The organism is Citrobacter sedlakii NBRC 105722 (assembly GCF_000759835.1).
In the GTDB taxonomy this organism is placed as follows: Bacteria; Pseudomonadota; Gammaproteobacteria; order Enterobacterales; family Enterobacteriaceae; genus Citrobacter_A; species Citrobacter_A sedlakii.
This window is the reverse complement of the sequence record NZ_BBNB01000020.1, coordinates 15,411-32,787: the sequence shown is the minus strand read 5'-3', so window position 1 is coordinate 32,787 and position 17,377 is coordinate 15,411. Positions and strand designations below refer to the sequence as shown.

General features: G+C 53.5%; 14 protein-coding genes. 9 read left to right on the top strand and 5 right to left on the bottom strand.

Annotated elements, in window-relative coordinates:
• From CSE01S_RS21525 to rpoC, 9 genes are all read left to right on the top strand, one after another.
• The coding region (locus tag CSE01S_RS21525; protein WP_000341402.1) for an EF-Tu C-terminal domain-related protein at positions 1-241 on the top strand (241 nt) is incomplete at its 5' end.
• Between the two features lie 238 nt (positions 242-479).
• Complete coding sequence (secE, locus tag CSE01S_RS21520) at positions 480-863, top strand: preprotein translocase subunit SecE (RefSeq protein WP_042293049.1); 384 nt, start codon at positions 480-482, stop codon at positions 861-863.
• Position 864: 1 nt separating this feature from the next.
• Positions 865-1,410 carry a transcription termination/antitermination protein NusG gene (nusG, locus tag CSE01S_RS21515; protein ID WP_003862341.1) on the top strand — a complete coding sequence of 182 codons (546 nt, stop codon included), beginning with the start codon at positions 865-867 and terminating at the stop codon, positions 1,408-1,410.
• A 154-nt stretch (positions 1,411-1,564) separates the two neighbouring features.
• Entirely contained in the window at positions 1,565-1,993 is a 429-nt protein-coding gene (gene rplK / locus CSE01S_RS21510; protein ID WP_012133815.1) for a 50S ribosomal protein L11, read from the top strand.
• A gap of 3 nt (positions 1,994-1,996) precedes the next feature.
• Positions 1,997-2,701, top strand: a complete 705-nt coding sequence (gene rplA, locus CSE01S_RS21505; RefSeq protein WP_001096690.1) for a 50S ribosomal protein L1 — start codon at positions 1,997-1,999, stop codon at positions 2,699-2,701.
• 414 nt (positions 2,702-3,115) lie between these two features.
• Positions 3,116-3,613 (top strand): 50S ribosomal protein L10, encoded by a 498-nt coding sequence (gene rplJ, locus CSE01S_RS21500; protein ID WP_042293041.1) that lies wholly within the window; start codon positions 3,116-3,118, stop codon positions 3,611-3,613.
• A gap of 66 nt (positions 3,614-3,679) precedes the next feature.
• Positions 3,680-4,045, top strand: a complete 366-nt coding sequence (gene rplL / locus CSE01S_RS21495) for a 50S ribosomal protein L7/L12 (RefSeq protein ID WP_012133812.1) — start codon at positions 3,680-3,682, stop codon at positions 4,043-4,045.
• Between the two features lie 318 nt (positions 4,046-4,363).
• Positions 4,364-8,392, top strand: a complete 4,029-nt coding sequence (rpoB, locus tag CSE01S_RS21490; protein ID WP_042293034.1) for a DNA-directed RNA polymerase subunit beta — start codon at positions 4,364-4,366, stop codon at positions 8,390-8,392.
• Between the two features lie 76 nt (positions 8,393-8,468).
• Positions 8,469-12,692, top strand: coding sequence for a DNA-directed RNA polymerase subunit beta' (gene rpoC / locus CSE01S_RS21485; RefSeq protein ID WP_042293032.1), 4,224 nt, complete (start codon positions 8,469-8,471; stop codon positions 12,690-12,692).
• An 85-nt stretch (positions 12,693-12,777) separates the two neighbouring features.
• Here the strand turns inward: rpoC and CSE01S_RS21480 are convergent, their stop codons facing one another.
• The 5 genes from CSE01S_RS21480 to thiG form a co-directional block, all read right to left on the bottom strand.
• Complete coding sequence (locus tag CSE01S_RS21480) at positions 12,778-13,098, bottom strand: PTS lactose/cellobiose transporter subunit IIA (protein WP_042293030.1); 321 nt, start codon at positions 13,096-13,098, stop codon at positions 12,778-12,780.
• Positions 13,098-13,406 carry a PTS sugar transporter subunit IIB gene (locus tag CSE01S_RS21475; protein WP_042293028.1) on the bottom strand — a complete coding sequence of 103 codons (309 nt, stop codon included), beginning with the start codon at positions 13,404-13,406 and terminating at the stop codon, positions 13,098-13,100. The genes CSE01S_RS21480 and CSE01S_RS21475 overlap by 1 nt, the downstream gene beginning before the upstream one ends.
• A 188-nt stretch (positions 13,407-13,594) precedes the next feature.
• A complete protein-coding gene (locus CSE01S_RS21470; protein ID WP_042293024.1) occupies positions 13,595-15,133 on the bottom strand; it encodes a sensor domain-containing diguanylate cyclase in 1,539 nt (512 codons plus the stop codon).
• A 343-nt stretch (positions 15,134-15,476) separates the two neighbouring features.
• The gene (gene thiH / locus CSE01S_RS21465) at positions 15,477-16,610 is read right to left on the bottom strand and encodes a 2-iminoacetate synthase ThiH (protein ID WP_042293021.1); all 1,134 of its coding nucleotides are present in this window, start codon (positions 16,608-16,610) and stop codon (positions 15,477-15,479) included.
• A complete protein-coding gene (gene thiG, locus CSE01S_RS21460; protein WP_042293019.1) occupies positions 16,607-17,377 on the bottom strand; it encodes a thiazole synthase in 771 nt (256 codons plus the stop codon). Before thiG ends, thiH begins: the two co-directional genes overlap by 4 nt.

Sequence of the window (17,377 nt, the reverse complement as noted above, 5' to 3'; positions counted from 1 at the left end):
CGAAGGCGGCCGTCATACTCCGTTCTTCAAAGGCTACCGTCCGCAGTTCTACTTCCGTACAACTGACGTGACTGGCACCATCGAACTGCCGGAAGGCGTAGAGATGGTAATGCCGGGCGACAACATCAAAATGGTTGTTACCCTGATCCACCCGATCGCGATGGACGACGGTCTGCGTTTCGCAATCCGTGAAGGCGGCCGTACTGTAGGTGCGGGCGTGGTTGCTAAAGTTCTCGGCTAATTGCTGATAACATTTGACGCAATGCGCAATAAAAGGGCATCATTTGATGCCCTTTTTGCACGCTTTCGAACCAGAACCTGGCTCATCAGTGATTTTATTTGTCATAATCATTGCTGAGACAGGCTCTGTAGAGGGCGTTAAACCGAAGTGCTAACGCGTATTTCGGTACAAGGTTGATAGGTTAGCCTCGCATTCGCGGGGTGAAATTATTTGTAGAATTCTTCTGACAGGTTGGTTTATGAGTGCGAATACCGAAGCTCAAGGGAGCGGGCGCGGCCTGGAAGCGATGAAGTGGATCGTCGTCGTGGCGTTGCTGCTCGTGGCAATTGTCGGCAACTATCTTTATCGTGACATGATGCTGCCGCTGCGTGCGCTGGCCGTAGTAATTCTGATTGCTGCAGCGGGTGGTGTCGCGCTGTTGACGACAAAAGGTAAAGCAACGGTTGCTTTTGCCCGCGAAGCGCGTACGGAAGTACGTAAGGTCATTTGGCCGACTCGCCAGGAAACATTGCACACCACGCTGATTGTGGCTGCGGTTACCGCGGTAATGTCACTGATCCTGTGGGGACTGGATGGTATTCTGGTTCGCCTGGTTTCCTTTATCACTGGCCTGAGGTTCTGAGATGTCTGAAGCTCCTAAAAAGCGCTGGTACGTCGTTCAGGCGTTTTCCGGTTTTGAAGGCCGCGTAGCAACGTCGCTGCGCGAGCATATCAAATTACACAATATGGAAGAGTTGTTTGGCGAAGTCATGGTGCCGACCGAAGAAGTGGTCGAAATCCGTGGCGGTCAGCGTCGTAAGAGCGAGCGCAAATTCTTCCCGGGTTACGTATTGGTACAGATGGTCATGAATGACGCGAGCTGGCACTTAGTACGTAGCGTACCGCGTGTGATGGGCTTTATCGGTGGTACTTCCGACCGTCCTGCGCCAATCAGCGATAAAGAAGTTGATGCGATCATGAACCGCCTGCAGCAGGTGGGGGATAAGCCGCGTCCGAAAACGCTGTTTGAGCCGGGTGAAATGGTTCGTGTTAACGATGGTCCGTTCGCTGACTTTAACGGCGTGGTCGAAGAAGTGGATTACGAGAAGTCCCGCCTGAAAGTCTCTGTTTCTATCTTCGGTCGTGCGACCCCGGTAGAACTGGACTTTGCCCAGGTAGAAAAAGCCTAAGCAGCGATCAAAAAAGCGACGATTTAATCGTTGCACAAGGCGCGAGATTGGAATACAATTTCGCGCCTTTTGTTTTTATGGGCCTGGCCCGTAAAACGATTTTATTCACGGGGAGCCTTCCTGAGGCGCTATCACCCAATTCGAGGAATTTAGAATGGCTAAGAAAGTACAAGCCTATGTCAAGCTGCAGGTTGCAGCTGGTATGGCAAACCCGAGTCCGCCGGTTGGTCCAGCACTGGGTCAGCAGGGCGTTAACATCATGGAATTCTGCAAAGCGTTCAACGCAAAAACAGATTCCATCGAAAAAGGTCTGCCGATTCCGGTTGTTATCACCGTTTACGCTGACCGTTCTTTCACTTTCATTACCAAGACTCCGCCGGCAGCCGTTCTGCTGAAGAAAGCGGCTGGCATTAAGTCTGGTTCTGGTAAGCCGAACAAAGACAAAGTGGGTAAAATTTCCCGCGCTCAGCTGCAGGAAATCGCGCAGACCAAAGCTGCCGACATGACTGGTGCCGACATTGAAGCGATGACTCGCTCCATCGAAGGTACTGCACGTTCCATGGGCCTGGTAGTGGAGGACTAAGAAATGGCTAAACTGACCAAGCGCATGCGTGTGATCCGTGAGAAAGTTGATGCGACCAAACAGTACGACATCAACGAAGCTATCTCTCTGCTGAAAGAACTGGCTACCGCTAAGTTCGTAGAAAGCGTAGACGTTGCCGTTAACCTCGGTATCGATGCGCGTAAATCTGACCAGAACGTACGTGGCGCGACTGTACTGCCGCACGGTACTGGCCGTTCCGTTCGCGTAGCCGTATTTACCCAGGGCGCAAACGCTGAAGCTGCTAAAGCTGCTGGCGCTGAACTGGTAGGTATGGAAGATCTGGCTGAACAGATCAAGAAAGGCGAAATGAACTTTGACGTTGTTATTGCTTCTCCGGATGCAATGCGCGTTGTTGGCCAGCTGGGCCAGGTACTGGGTCCGCGTGGCCTGATGCCAAACCCGAAAGTGGGTACTGTAACCCCGAACGTTGCTGAAGCGGTTAAAAACGCGAAAGCGGGTCAGGTTCGTTACCGTAACGACAAAAACGGCATCATCCACACCACCATCGGTAAAGTGGACTTTGACGCTGACAAACTGAAAGAAAACCTGGAAGCTCTGCTGGTTGCGCTGAAAAAAGCAAAACCGTCTCAGGCGAAAGGCGTGTACATCAAGAAAGTTAGCATCTCCACCACCATGGGTGCTGGTGTTGCCGTTGATCAGGCTGGTCTGAGCGCATCTGCGAACTAAGATTAGCTTTACGTGGGCGGTGGTTTTGTCTACAATTCTACCCCCACGATTCTGCAAATAGCAGATTTATATTCGAGATATTCAGTTTGTGGCAAGGCAGCAACTGAGCGAATCGCCAGGAGCATAGCGAACTCTGTGACTGGTGTGAGCGAAGGAAGCTAACGCCGCCACAGACAGAATAGCGAAGAATAGAAAGAATTTGTTCGTTGGAGCCTGGCCTATCCAGGCCTCCGTCGAAGACCGCAGGTGTTTCGTAAGAAACTTAATGCCCTGCGTAGACGGTGACAGAACGCTAAGATTATTTTTGGATATTCTGGCTTGTTTCTGCTCACCGTATTAAGACGCTCTCTCCGTTGGGAAGAGTGAAGTGAGTTCCGGAACATGAGTTCCGGCAAACATCCAGGAGCAAAGCTAATGGCTTTAAATCTTCAAGACAAACAAGCGATTGTTGCTGAAGTCAGCGAAGTAGCCAAAGGCGCGCTGTCTGCAGTAGTTGCGGATTCCCGTGGCGTAACTGTAGATAAAATGACTGAACTGCGTAAAGCAGGTCGTGAAGCTGGCGTTTACATGCGTGTTGTTCGTAACACCCTGCTGCGCCGTGCTGTTGAAGGTTCTCCGTTCGAGTGCCTGAAAGACACGTTTGTTGGTCCGACCCTGATTGCATACTCTATGGAACACCCGGGCGCTGCTGCTCGTCTGTTCAAAGAGTTCGCGAAAGCGAATGCAAAATTTGAGGTCAAAGCCGCTGCCTTTGAAGGTGAGCTGATCCCGGCGTCTCAGATCGACCGCCTGGCAACTCTGCCGACCTACGAAGAAGCAATTGCACGCCTGATGGCAACCATGAAAGAAGCTTCGGCTGGCAAACTGGTTCGTACTCTGGCTGCTGTACGCGATGCGAAAGAAGCGGCTTAATCGCCGTTATCTTTATAAAACATCCGCTTACGTATAAACTTATTCTGATATTCAGGAACAATTTAAATGTCTATCACTAAAGATCAAATCATTGAAGCAGTATCCGCTATGTCCGTAATGGACGTTGTAGAACTGATCTCTGCAATGGAAGAAAAATTCGGTGTTTCCGCTGCTGCTGCTGTAGCTGTAGCTGCTGGCCCGGTTGAAGCTGCTGAAGAAAAAACTGAATTCGACGTAATTCTGAAAGCTGCTGGCGCTAACAAAGTTGCTGTTATCAAAGCAGTACGTGGCGCAACTGGCCTGGGTCTGAAAGAAGCTAAAGACCTGGTAGAATCTGCTCCGGCCGCTCTGAAAGAAGGCGTGAGCAAAGATGACGCTGAAGCACTGAAAAAATCTCTGGAAGAAGCTGGCGCTGAAGTTGAAGTTAAATAAGCCAACCCTTCCGGTTGCAGCCTAAGCGATTAGGCTGATGGCTGGTGACTTTTTGGTCACCAGCCTTTTTGCGCTGTAAGGCGCCAGTAGCGTTTCACACTGTTTGACTACTGCTGTGCCTTTCAATGCTTGTTTCTATCGACGACTTAATATACTGCGACAGAACGCCCGTTCTGTGTAAATCGCAATGAAATGGTTTAAGCGTGATAGCAACAGGCATTGCGGAAAGTATCCATTTTCCGGTCAACAAAATAGTGTTGCACAAACTGTCCCTGTGCAGGACAGATGGGTCGACTTGTCAGCGAGCTGAGGAACCCTATGGTTTACTCCTATACCGAGAAAAAACGTATTCGTAAGGATTTTGGTAAACGTCCACAAGTTCTGGATGTGCCTTATCTCCTTTCTATCCAGCTTGACTCGTTTCAGAAGTTTATCGAGCAAGATCCTGAAGGGCAGTATGGTCTGGAAGCTGCATTCCGTTCCGTGTTCCCGATTCAGAGCTACAGCGGTAATTCCGAGCTGCAATACGTCAGCTACCGCCTTGGCGAACCGGTGTTTGACGTTCAGGAATGTCAGATCCGTGGCGTGACCTATTCCGCACCGCTGCGCGTAAAACTGCGTCTGGTGATCTACGAGCGCGAAGCGCCGGAAGGCACCGTAAAAGACATTAAAGAACAAGAAGTCTACATGGGTGAAATTCCACTCATGACAGACAACGGTACTTTCGTTATCAACGGTACAGAGCGTGTTATCGTTTCCCAGCTGCATCGTAGCCCGGGCGTCTTCTTCGACAGCGATAAAGGTAAAACACACTCTTCCGGTAAAGTACTGTATAACGCGCGTATCATTCCTTACCGTGGTTCCTGGCTGGATTTCGAATTCGATCCGAAGGACAACCTGTTCGTCCGTATCGACCGTCGCCGTAAACTGCCTGCGACTATCATTCTGCGTGCGTTGAACTACACCACAGAGCAGATCCTGGACCTGTTCTTCGAAAAAGTCGTCTTTGAGATCCGCGACAACAAGCTGCAGATGGAGCTTGTACCGGAACGCCTGCGTGGTGAAACCGCCTCCTTCGATATCGAAGCGAACGGTAAAATCTACGTTGAAAAAGGCCGCCGCATTACTGCACGTCATATTCGTCAGCTGGAAAAAGACGATATCAAACATATCGAAGTTCCGGTTGAATATATTGCAGGAAAAGTAGCCTCGAAAGATTACGTTGATGAATCTACTGGCGAGCTGATCTGCCCGGCGAACATGGAGCTGAGCCTGGATCTGCTGGCTAAGCTGAGCCAGTCTGGCCACAAACGTATCGAAACGCTGTTTACCAACGATCTGGATCACGGCCCGTACATTTCTGAAACGGTACGCGTCGACCCGACCAACGATCGTCTGAGCGCGCTGGTAGAAATCTACCGCATGATGCGCCCGGGTGAGCCGCCGACACGTGAAGCAGCGGAAAGCCTGTTCGAGAACCTGTTCTTCTCCGAAGACCGTTATGATCTGTCTGCGGTCGGTCGCATGAAGTTCAACCGTTCTCTGCTGCGTGATGAAATCGAAGGTTCCGGTATCCTGAGCAAAGACGATATCATCGAAGTGATGAAGAAGCTCATCGATATCCGTAACGGTAAAGGCGAAGTCGATGATATCGACCACCTCGGCAACCGCCGTATCCGTTCCGTAGGCGAAATGGCGGAAAACCAGTTCCGCGTTGGCCTGGTGCGTGTAGAGCGTGCGGTGAAAGAGCGTCTGTCTCTGGGCGATCTCGATACCCTGATGCCTCAGGATATGATCAACGCCAAACCGATTTCTGCGGCAGTGAAAGAGTTCTTCGGCTCCAGCCAGCTGTCTCAGTTTATGGACCAGAACAACCCGCTGTCTGAGATCACGCACAAGCGTCGTATCTCCGCACTCGGCCCGGGTGGTCTGACCCGTGAACGCGCAGGCTTCGAAGTTCGAGACGTACACCCGACCCACTACGGTCGCGTATGTCCAATCGAAACGCCTGAAGGTCCAAACATCGGTCTGATCAACTCCCTGTCCGTGTACGCGCAGACGAACGAATATGGCTTCCTTGAGACGCCGTATCGTCGCGTGGTTGATGGCGTGGTAACCGATGAAATTCATTACCTGTCTGCTATTGAAGAAGGCAACTTCGTTATCGCTCAGGCGAACTCCAACCTGGATGAAGACGGCCACTTCGTAGAAGATCTGGTGACCTGCCGTAGCAAAGGCGAATCCAGCTTGTTCAGCCGCGACCAGGTTGACTACATGGACGTATCCACCCAGCAGGTGGTATCCGTCGGTGCGTCCCTGATCCCGTTCCTGGAACACGATGACGCCAACCGTGCATTGATGGGTGCGAACATGCAACGTCAGGCCGTTCCGACTCTGCGTGCAGATAAGCCGCTGGTTGGTACCGGTATGGAACGTGCTGTTGCCGTTGACTCCGGTGTGACTGCCGTTGCTAAGCGTGGCGGTACCGTTCAGTACGTGGATGCCTCCCGTATCGTTATCAAAGTTAACGAAGACGAGATGTATCCGGGCGAAGCGGGTATCGACATCTACAACCTGACCAAATACACCCGCTCTAACCAGAACACCTGTATCAACCAGATGCCGTGTGTTTCCCTGGGTGAGCCGGTTGAGCGCGGCGACGTGCTGGCAGACGGTCCGTCCACCGACCTCGGTGAACTGGCGCTCGGTCAGAACATGCGCGTAGCGTTCATGCCGTGGAACGGCTACAACTTCGAAGACTCCATCCTCGTGTCCGAGCGTGTTGTCCAGGAAGACCGTTTCACCACCATCCACATTCAGGAACTGGCGTGTGTGTCCCGTGACACCAAGCTGGGGCCGGAAGAGATCACCGCTGACATCCCGAACGTGGGTGAAGCTGCGCTCTCCAAACTGGATGAATCCGGTATCGTTTATATCGGTGCGGAAGTGACCGGCGGCGACATTCTGGTAGGTAAGGTCACGCCGAAAGGTGAAACCCAACTGACGCCAGAAGAGAAACTGCTGCGCGCGATCTTCGGTGAGAAAGCGTCTGATGTGAAAGACTCTTCTCTGCGCGTACCAAACGGTGTTTCCGGTACGGTTATCGACGTTCAGGTCTTTACCCGCGATGGCGTAGAAAAAGACAAGCGCGCGCTGGAAATCGAAGAAATGCAGCTCAAGCAGGCGAAGAAAGACCTGTCTGAAGAACTGCAGATCCTCGAAGCGGGCCTGTTTAGCCGTATCCACGCAGTGCTGGTTTCCGGTGGCGTTGAAGCTGAGAAGCTCGACAAACTGCCGCGTGACCGCTGGCTGGAGCTGGGCCTGACCGACGAAGAGAAACAAAATCAGCTGGAACAGCTGGCTGAGCAGTATGACGAACTGAAACACGAGTTCGAGAAAAAACTCGAAGCGAAACGCCGTAAAATCACCCAGGGCGACGATCTGGCACCGGGCGTGCTGAAGATCGTTAAGGTCTATCTGGCGGTTAAACGTCGGATCCAGCCTGGTGATAAGATGGCAGGTCGTCACGGTAACAAGGGTGTAATTTCTAAGATCAACCCGATCGAAGATATGCCTTACGATGAAAACGGTACGCCGGTAGACATCGTACTGAACCCGCTGGGCGTACCGTCTCGTATGAACATCGGTCAGATCCTGGAAACCCACCTGGGTATGGCTGCGAAAGGTATCGGCGACAAGATTAACGCCATGCTGAAACAGCAGCAGGAAGTCGCGAAACTGCGCGAATTCATCCAGCGTGCGTACGATCTGGGCGCTGACGTTCGTCAGAAAGTTGACCTGAATACCTTCAGCGATGAAGAAGTTCTGCGTCTGGCTGAAAACCTGCGCAAAGGTATGCCAATCGCAACGCCGGTGTTCGACGGTGCGAAAGAAGCGGAAATTAAAGAGCTGCTGAAACTGGGTGACCTGCCGACTTCCGGTCAGATCACGCTGTTCGACGGCCGTACGGGTGAACAGTTCGAGCGTCCGGTAACCGTAGGTTACATGTACATGCTGAAACTGAACCACCTGGTCGACGACAAGATGCATGCTCGTTCCACCGGTTCCTACAGCCTGGTTACTCAGCAGCCGCTGGGTGGTAAGGCGCAGTTCGGTGGTCAGCGCTTCGGGGAGATGGAAGTGTGGGCGCTGGAAGCATACGGCGCGGCATACACCCTGCAGGAAATGCTCACCGTTAAGTCTGATGACGTGAATGGTCGTACTAAGATGTATAAGAACATCGTGGACGGCAACCATCAGATGGAACCGGGCATGCCGGAATCCTTCAACGTACTGTTGAAAGAGATTCGTTCGCTGGGTATCAACATCGAACTGGAAGACGAGTAATTCTCGCTCAAACAGGTCACTGCTGTCGGGGTAACACCCGGCAGCGGAATGTGCTAACTCCGACGGGAGCAAATCCGTGAAAGACTTATTAAAGTTTCTGAAAGCGCAAACTAAAACCGAAGAGTTTGATGCGATCAAAATTGCTCTGGCTTCGCCAGACATGATCCGTTCATGGTCTTTCGGTGAAGTTAAGAAGCCGGAAACCATCAACTACCGTACGTTCAAACCTGAGCGTGACGGCCTTTTCTGCGCCCGTATCTTTGGGCCGGTAAAAGATTACGAGTGCCTGTGCGGTAAGTACAAGCGCCTGAAACACCGCGGTGTGATCTGTGAGAAGTGCGGCGTAGAAGTGACCCAGACCAAAGTGCGCCGTGAGCGTATGGGCCACATCGAGCTGGCCTCTCCGACTGCTCACATCTGGTTCCTGAAATCTCTGCCGTCCCGTATCGGCCTGCTGCTCGATATGCCGTTGCGCGATATCGAACGCGTGCTGTACTTCGAATCCTATGTGGTTATCGAAGGCGGTATGACCAACCTGGAACGCCAGCAGATCCTGACTGAAGAACAGTATCTGGATGCGCTGGAAGAGTTCGGTGACGAATTCGACGCGAAAATGGGCGCCGAAGCGATCCAGGCCCTGCTGAAGAGCATGGATCTGGAGCAAGAATGTGAAACGCTGCGCGAAGAGCTGAACGAAACCAACTCCGAAACCAAGCGTAAGAAGCTGACCAAGCGTATCAAACTGCTGGAAGCGTTCGTACAGTCCGGCAACAAGCCGGAGTGGATGATCCTGACCGTTCTGCCGGTTCTGCCGCCAGATCTGCGTCCGCTGGTTCCGCTGGATGGCGGTCGTTTCGCAACGTCGGATCTGAACGATCTGTACCGCCGCGTGATCAACCGTAACAACCGTCTGAAACGTCTGCTGGATCTGGCTGCGCCGGACATCATCGTACGCAACGAAAAACGTATGCTGCAGGAAGCGGTTGACGCCCTGCTGGATAACGGTCGTCGCGGTCGTGCGATCACCGGTTCTAACAAGCGTCCTCTGAAATCTTTGGCCGACATGATCAAAGGTAAGCAGGGTCGTTTCCGTCAGAACCTGCTCGGTAAGCGTGTTGACTACTCCGGTCGTTCTGTTATCACCGTAGGTCCATACCTGCGTCTGCATCAGTGCGGCCTGCCGAAGAAAATGGCGCTGGAGCTGTTCAAACCATTCATTTACGGCAAGCTGGAACTGCGTGGCCTCGCCACCACCATCAAAGCCGCGAAGAAAATGGTTGAGCGCGAAGAAGCTGTCGTTTGGGATATCCTGGACGAAGTGATCCGCGAACACCCGGTACTGTTGAACCGTGCGCCGACCCTGCACCGTCTGGGTATCCAGGCATTCGAACCGGTACTGATCGAAGGTAAAGCTATCCAGCTGCACCCGCTGGTTTGTGCGGCGTATAACGCCGACTTCGATGGTGACCAGATGGCTGTTCACGTACCGCTGACGCTGGAAGCCCAGCTCGAAGCGCGTGCGCTGATGATGTCTACCAACAACATCCTGTCTCCGGCGAACGGCGAACCTATCATCGTTCCGTCTCAGGACGTTGTACTGGGTCTGTACTACATGACCCGTGACAGTGTTAACGCCAAAGGCGAAGGCATGGTGCTGACTGGCCCGAAAGAAGCTGAGCGTATTTATCGCGCCGGCCTGGCCTCTCTGCATGCGCGCGTCAAAGTGCGTATCACTGAATACGAAAAAGATGCTAACGGCGAATTCGTTGCGAAAACCAGCCTGAAAGACACGACCATTGGCCGTGCCATTCTGTGGATGATCGTACCGAAAGGTCTGCCTTTCTCCATCGTCAACCAGGCGCTGGGTAAGAAAGCGATCTCCAAAATGCTGAACACCTGCTACCGTATTCTGGGCCTGAAACCGACCGTAATTTTTGCGGACCAGACGATGTATACCGGCTTTGCGTATGCAGCGCGTTCAGGTGCATCCGTTGGTATCGATGACATGGTCATCCCGGACAAAAAATACGAGATCATCTCTGAGGCGGAAGCCGAAGTTGCTGAGATTCAGGAACAGTTCCAGTCTGGTCTGGTGACCGCGGGCGAACGCTATAACAAAGTGATCGATATCTGGGCTGCGGCGAACGATCGTGTATCCAAAGCGATGATGGATAACCTGCAAACCGAAACCGTGATTAACCGTGACGGTCAGGAAGAACAGCAGGTTTCCTTCAACAGCATCTACATGATGGCCGACTCCGGTGCGCGTGGTTCTGCTGCTCAGATTCGTCAGTTGGCGGGTATGCGTGGTCTGATGGCGAAGCCGGATGGCTCCATCATCGAAACGCCAATCACCGCGAACTTCCGTGAAGGTCTGAACGTACTCCAGTACTTCATCTCCACGCACGGTGCGCGTAAAGGTCTGGCGGATACCGCGCTGAAAACGGCGAACTCCGGTTATCTGACCCGTCGTCTGGTTGACGTGGCGCAGGATCTGGTGGTAACCGAAGACGACTGTGGTACGCACGAAGGTATCCTGATGACGCCGGTTATCGAGGGTGGCGACGTTAAAGAACCGCTGCGCGATCGCGTACTGGGTCGTGTTACCGCTGAAGACGTACTGAAGCCGGGTACTGCCGACATTCTGGTTCCGCGCAACACGCTGCTGCACGAACAGTGGTGTGACCTGCTGGAAGAGAACTCTGTCGATGCCGTGAAAGTGCGTTCCGTCGTATCCTGCGACACCGACTTTGGTGTCTGTGCGCACTGCTACGGTCGTGACCTGGCGCGTGGCCACATCATCAACAAAGGTGAGGCTATCGGCGTTATCGCGGCACAGTCCATCGGTGAACCGGGTACACAGCTGACGATGCGTACGTTCCACATCGGTGGTGCGGCATCTCGTGCGGCTGCGGAATCCAGCATCCAGGTGAAAAACAAAGGTAGTATCAAGCTCAGCAACGCGAAGTCGGTTGTGAACTCCAGCGGTAAACTGGTTATCACCTCCCGTAACACCGAGCTGAAGCTGATCGACGAATTCGGTCGTACCAAAGAGAGCTATAAAGTGCCTTACGGCGCGGTTATGGCGAAAGGTGATGGCGAGCAGGTTGCCGGCGGTGAAACCGTTGCAAACTGGGATCCGCACACCATGCCGGTTATCACCGAAGTAAGTGGTTTCATCCGCTTTACTGACATGATTGACGGCCAGACCATTACGCGTCAGACCGACGAGCTGACCGGTCTGTCTTCTCTGGTGGTTCTGGATTCTGCTGAACGTACTACCGGCGGTAAAGATCTGCGTCCTGCACTGAAAATCGTTGATGCTCAGGGTAACGACGTGCTGATCCCGGGTACCGATATGCCTGCGCAGTACTTCCTGCCGGGTAAAGCGATTGTACAGCTGGAAGATGGCGTACAGATCAGCTCTGGTGACACCCTGGCGCGTATTCCGCAGGAATCCGGCGGTACCAAGGATATCACCGGTGGTCTGCCGCGCGTTGCGGACCTGTTCGAAGCCCGTCGTCCGAAAGAGCCGGCAATCCTGGCTGAAATCAGCGGTATTATTTCCTTCGGTAAAGAGACCAAAGGGAAACGTCGTCTGGTTATCACCCCGGTAGACGGTAGCGAGCCATACGAAGAGATGATTCCGAAATGGCGTCAGCTCAACGTGTTCGAAGGTGAACGCGTAGAACGTGGTGACGTGGTTTCCGACGGTCCGGAAGCGCCGCACGACATCCTGCGTCTGCGTGGTGTGCATGCTGTGACCCGTTACATTGTTAACGAAGTCCAGGACGTATACCGTCTGCAGGGCGTTAAGATTAACGATAAGCACATCGAAGTTATCGTTCGTCAGATGCTGCGTAAAGCTACCATCGAAAACGCGGGCAGCTCCGACTTCCTGGAAGGCGAGCAGGTTGAATACTCCCGCGTCAAGATCGCGAACCGCGAACTGGAAGCGAACGGCAAAGTGGGCGCAACGTACTCCCGCGATCTGCTGGGTATCACCAAAGCGTCTCTGGCTACCGAATCGTTCATTTCTGCCGCATCGTTCCAGGAAACCACGCGTGTCCTGACCGAAGCAGCCGTTGCGGGTAAACGCGACGAACTGCGTGGCCTGAAAGAGAACGTTATCGTGGGTCGTCTGATCCCGGCAGGTACCGGTTACGCGTACCACCAGGATCGTATGCGTCGTCGCGCAGCGGGCGAACTGCCAGCTGCACCGCAGGTGACTGCCGAAGATGCATCCGCGAGCCTTGCAGAACTGCTGAACGCAGGTCTGGGCGGTTCCGACAACGAATAATCGTTGATGCCTTTAACAAAAAACCCGCTTCGGCGGGTTTTTTTATACTTTTTTTCAGCCCGGTAAGCGTCTCGCCACCGCGTTTTTATTCGTTCGAAAGCGGTAGCCGACGATAAAGCTCAATCATATCGCCCGCCAGATCCTGGATGACCATCGCGTTCATCAGGTGATCCTGCGAGTGGACGGTAATCAGGTTAACCGGCAGCTTTCCTGTACCTTCATCGAGCCCAATAAGCTGCGTCTGGATGGTGTGCGCATGCTTCACATACTCGCGCGACTCTTTCATCGCTTTTTCGGCTTCGTCAAAATCACCTTTGCGAGCCATCTGCAACGCTGTCAGGGCAGCACTGCGCGCCGCACCCGCGTTGACCAGCAGTTCCATGATTGTCGTTTCTAAGTCTTCCATTATGACTCCAGCAGTTTGAGCGCTTTTTCCAGTACGGCATCGCCTTTCATCATGCCGTAATCCATCATGTCGATCACCGCGACCTTCTTGCCCAGCGGATCGGCCTGCGCCTGCAGTTTTGCCTGCTCGTATTTCACCTGCGGGCCCAGCAGAACAATATCCGCCGTGGCGATATTTTCCTTGAATTCGGCGACGGGCACTGCCTTGATAGTGACTTTAACGCCTTTCTTCTGAGCGGCATCTTTCATTCGTTGTACCAGCATGCTGGTGGACATCCCGGCGGCACAGCATAAAACGATGTTCTTCATAGTTGGCTCTCACGGCACGGTTCCGTTGATACTTCATCTTTAGTCCCGCTGCAGGCAGAGAACAACCGGCTCACGTTGAATGTGTGTAAAGCATCACAAAGAAACCGCACAAAAAATGAAACCGGTTACGGTTTTTCTTAATTCGAAAAAAAGCCCGTTGTGACGGGCTTTGCAGGGTGGGGCCGAAATCAGCCGTTGGTGGTGATGATGCGATTCTTGCCTTCCTGTTTCGCTTTATACAAGGCTTCATCTACCCGCATCACCAGCTGTTCCTGACTTTCCAGATTCCATTCACCCAATCCGGCGCTGAAGGTGACATGTAACCCTTCCTCGCGCCAGGTTCGCCGGGCGATCTGTTCACGCCAGCGTTCCAGCAACGGAAGCGCATTGTTTAACTGCTTACCCGAAAACAGTACGGCAAATTCTTCACCGCCATAGCGGTACAAGGACACCGCCTCGGGTTGCAGGATCTGAATGCCTTCACGCGCGACGTTGCGTAAAACAATGTCTCCGTTCAGGTGGCCCCATGTGTCATTGATGGATTTAAAGTTATCAATATCTACCAGCGCCAGGGCAAACGGTTGGTGATCGTTCATCAGCGCGGCAATGTCGTTATCAAACGCGCGCCGGTTTTTACAGCCGGTCAGGGCGTCAATCGTCGCCTGACGCACGTAAATCAACTCGCGTTCTTTGTTGGATTCAATGGCCTTACTGAGCATCGCTTCAAGACGCGGCGCGCGGTTAACGTCGCCGGTTTTGATCGCATTGATAATGTTCATCAGTACCGTACGCGAAGCGTGACGCAAATAAAGGCCGAACAATGCAATCATGATGGCGGCGAGGGCAAAGCCCCAGGCGACAATATTGGTCTCATGGCGCGTCAGATCCAACAGCGTGGGATTAGACACCCGATAAATCACAAACCAGTCCGGATTGGTAAATGAATAGTAGTAGTACCAGGTTTGGCTGTCCGGATCGTACAGGTTCCCTTCGCCGCTGGTCATCTTATTCATGATGTCTTTACTGACGTACTGCTTGAACAACGCGCCCGTATCCGGATGAAGCACCACCTGCCCGTCTCGATCGACTACGAAAAATTCACCCTGTACAGGGGCAACCATCTGACGCAGGGTATACCCCATCGAGGTCAGATCGAGGTGAAATGCGATACTGCCTTTCAGTTTGCCCTCCGGCGAGATGATGGGTTTGTAGATCGTCACCGTCGGATTGCGGGTGAAGTGGTCAAGGTAGGGTGAGGTGTAGCGACTAAAGGTGCTGGCCTCGGCTTGATCCATAAACCACGGGCGCGTTTTGGCGTCAAAAGACCGACTGCGTTCGTTGTTCAGCACCTGCGGCGCGCGCAGATAATGACCCTCAATATCAGCCAGCGAGACGGAAGAGACGGAAGGCATCAGCGTTTGTAACTGCATCAGCGTCTTCAGGCCGTTGTCCGGGTCGAGGTTCACCGTTTCATTCAAATGATCATTGCGGGAAAAAAAGGTCGCCGCGCGGCCCAGAATATAATCATTTTCCCGCAACAGCGATTCGGTATAGTTCACCGCGAGGTTATGGGTAAAGTTACGGTTGATGTTATGGTAATCCTCAAGGAAATCATTCCGTTGAGTAAACGTAATAAAGATGGCGATCAGCACAAAGCTCAGCAAGATCCCCGTAAAGCTCACCAGTATGGGTGTGGTAAAAGAGAGTTTTCTGTTATGACGTGCCATTACTGTTACTTGTTCCAGAAGGTAAAAATCCTGAAGATAAGTGCGCCGTGAAACGCGCAAAGTGGCTTTGCATATCAGGAAAGGATGCCTGTAATTATAATCCCGACAATATGACTCGCGGTGATTTATCTTAAATATTACGCCGTCTTGTTGCCACTTTTCGCTGAAACTGGGATTTAACCTCACCGATAACAGTGAGGGCAGGGCGAAACGAGGAAGAAGCTTTTCGCCCTGGACAGCACTGCTGACGGACGTACCTTAAAAAAGCGGGAGGCTGACAGCAACCGCCCGTTTTCTGTTCTCCGTAGCGGCCCGGAGAATAATTACCGGTTTACATTATCGTTCATGATCTTTGCGAGACGCGCCCAAGGTATGGGTCCCAGTCCTTCCACACCGGCTGTAACCCCCGGGCGCTAAGCGCGTCGGCGACAGCGGCAGGACGCCGGTTATCATGGGGGACGAACTGCTCCAGTTCAGGATGGTTGTCGGCATAGCCGCCTGGCTGCGTTTTCGAGAAGGCGCTGACGTTATTGATGGCCAGCGGAATAACGTGGTCCCGAAACCACGGTGACTCCCGCGTGGACAGCGACAGCTCAATCTCCGGCGCGAACAGACGAAAGGCGCAAATGGTCTGCACCAGTTGACGTTCATCCATGAGCGATGCTGGCGCTATACCCCCCGTGCACGGACGCAGGCGCGGGAAAGAGACGGAATACCGGCTCTGCCAGTAGTGTTGCTGCAACCAGAGCAGATGTTCAGCCATCATGTAGCAATCGACCCGCCAACTGTCCGAAAGGCCAATCAACGCGCCAAGGCCAATTTTATCAATCCCGGCGCGCCCCAGACGATCCGGCGTTTCGAGCCGCCAGATAAAGTCCTGCTTCTTGCCCCGGAGATGGTGTTGCGCATACTGCGCCTCATGCCAGGTTTCCTGATACACCATCACGCCGTCAAGTCCCAGCGTTTTTAGTTCGGCGTACTCCGCTTCCGATAATGGCTGCACCTCCATCTGCAACGATGAAAACCGACGACGAATAGCGGGAAGGTGGCGACGAAAATAGTCCATTCCCACCTTAGCCTGATGTTCACCGGTCACCAGCAGCAGATGCTCAAACCCCAGATCGCGAATGGCGTCGCACTCCCGCGCAATCTCTGCCTCATCCAGCGTCTTGCGCTTGATGCGGTTGCTCATTGAAAAACCACAGTAAGTACAGTCGTTTGCACACAAATTAGAGAGATACAGCGGAACGTAAAAGCTTACCGTGTTGCCGAAGCGCTGGCGGGTAAGCTTCTGCGCCCGCTGCGCCAGCGGTTCCAGATACGCGCTGGCCGCAGGTGACAGCAACGCCATCATATCGTCACGGCTGAGTACGTGAGCGTTAAGCGCCCGTTCCACGTCAGCGGACGTTTTGCTGTTGATGCGCAGGCGAATATCATCCCAGTCCAGCTGTCGCCAGCGCTCAGTGAACGTTTTCATACTGACGCCTCCAGAAAGCCTGTCAGCGGGCTGGTGGCGCTGGCGCTGGCGCGACGAGAGCCGGGCACCGCCTGGCGTGCCAGTAACCCGGCTTCGACCGCCAGGCGGAAGGCGCTCGCCATGGTGACCGGATCGTCAGCCACCGCGATGGCCGTATTAACCAGCACGGCATCCGCCCCCATTTCCAGAGCCTGCGCCGCGTGGCTGGGGATGCCAATGCCAGCGTCCACCACCACCGGAACAGTCGCCTGTTGGATGATGATCTCCAGCATCGCGCGCGTTTCCAGCCCCTGATTAGAGCCAATTGGCGCGCCTAACGGCATCACCGCCGCGCAGCCTGCTTCTTCCAGCCGTTTGCACAACACCGGGTCAGCGCCGCAGTAGGGCAATACTACGAATCCCTGTTTCACCAGCGCGTCGGCGGCTTTCACTGTTTCGATGGGGTCCGGCAGCAGCCAGCGGGCATCAGGATGGATTTCGAGCTTCAGCCAGTTTGTCCCGAGCGCTTCGCGTGCCAGCTGTGCGGCAAAAATGGCTTCTTCAGCCGTTTTCGCGCCGGAGGTGTTAGGTAACAGCGTCATACCTGCCTCGATCAGCGGCGCGAGAATCGCGTCATTTGGCTTATGCAAATCTACCCGCTTCATCGCCAGCGTCACCAACTGACTGCCTGAAGCACGAATGGCGTCAATCATCAACTGCGGCGAGGCAAATTTCCCCGTGCCGGTAAACAGATGTGAATCAAAGGTTTTATCTGCGATACGTAACAT

Coding starts and splice junctions, on each gene's coding strand:
- secE (WP_042293049.1), top strand. CDS start 480: ATGAGTGCGAATACCGAAGCTCAAGGGAGCGGGCGCGGCCTGGAAGCG.
- nusG (WP_003862341.1), top strand. CDS start 865: ATGTCTGAAGCTCCTAAAAAGCGCTGGTACGTCGTTCAGGCGTTTTCC.
- rplK (WP_012133815.1), top strand. CDS start 1,565: ATGGCTAAGAAAGTACAAGCCTATGTCAAGCTGCAGGTTGCAGCTGGT.
- rplA (WP_001096690.1), top strand. CDS start 1,997: ATGGCTAAACTGACCAAGCGCATGCGTGTGATCCGTGAGAAAGTTGAT.
- rplJ (WP_042293041.1), top strand. CDS start 3,116: ATGGCTTTAAATCTTCAAGACAAACAAGCGATTGTTGCTGAAGTCAGC.
- rplL (WP_012133812.1), top strand. CDS start 3,680: ATGTCTATCACTAAAGATCAAATCATTGAAGCAGTATCCGCTATGTCC.
- rpoB (WP_042293034.1), top strand. CDS start 4,364: ATGGTTTACTCCTATACCGAGAAAAAACGTATTCGTAAGGATTTTGGT.
- CSE01S_RS21480 (WP_042293030.1), bottom strand. CDS start 13,098: ATGGAAGACTTAGAAACGACAATCATGGAACTGCTGGTCAACGCGGGT.
- CSE01S_RS21475 (WP_042293028.1), bottom strand. CDS start 13,406: ATGAAGAACATCGTTTTATGCTGTGCCGCCGGGATGTCCACCAGCATG.
- CSE01S_RS21470 (WP_042293024.1), bottom strand. CDS start 15,133: ATGGCACGTCATAACAGAAAACTCTCTTTTACCACACCCATACTGGTG.
- thiH (WP_042293021.1), bottom strand. CDS start 16,610: ATGAAAACGTTCACTGAGCGCTGGCGACAGCTGGACTGGGATGATATT.
- thiG (WP_042293019.1), bottom strand. CDS start 17,377: ATGTTACGTATCGCAGATAAAACCTTTGATTCACATCTGTTTACCGGC.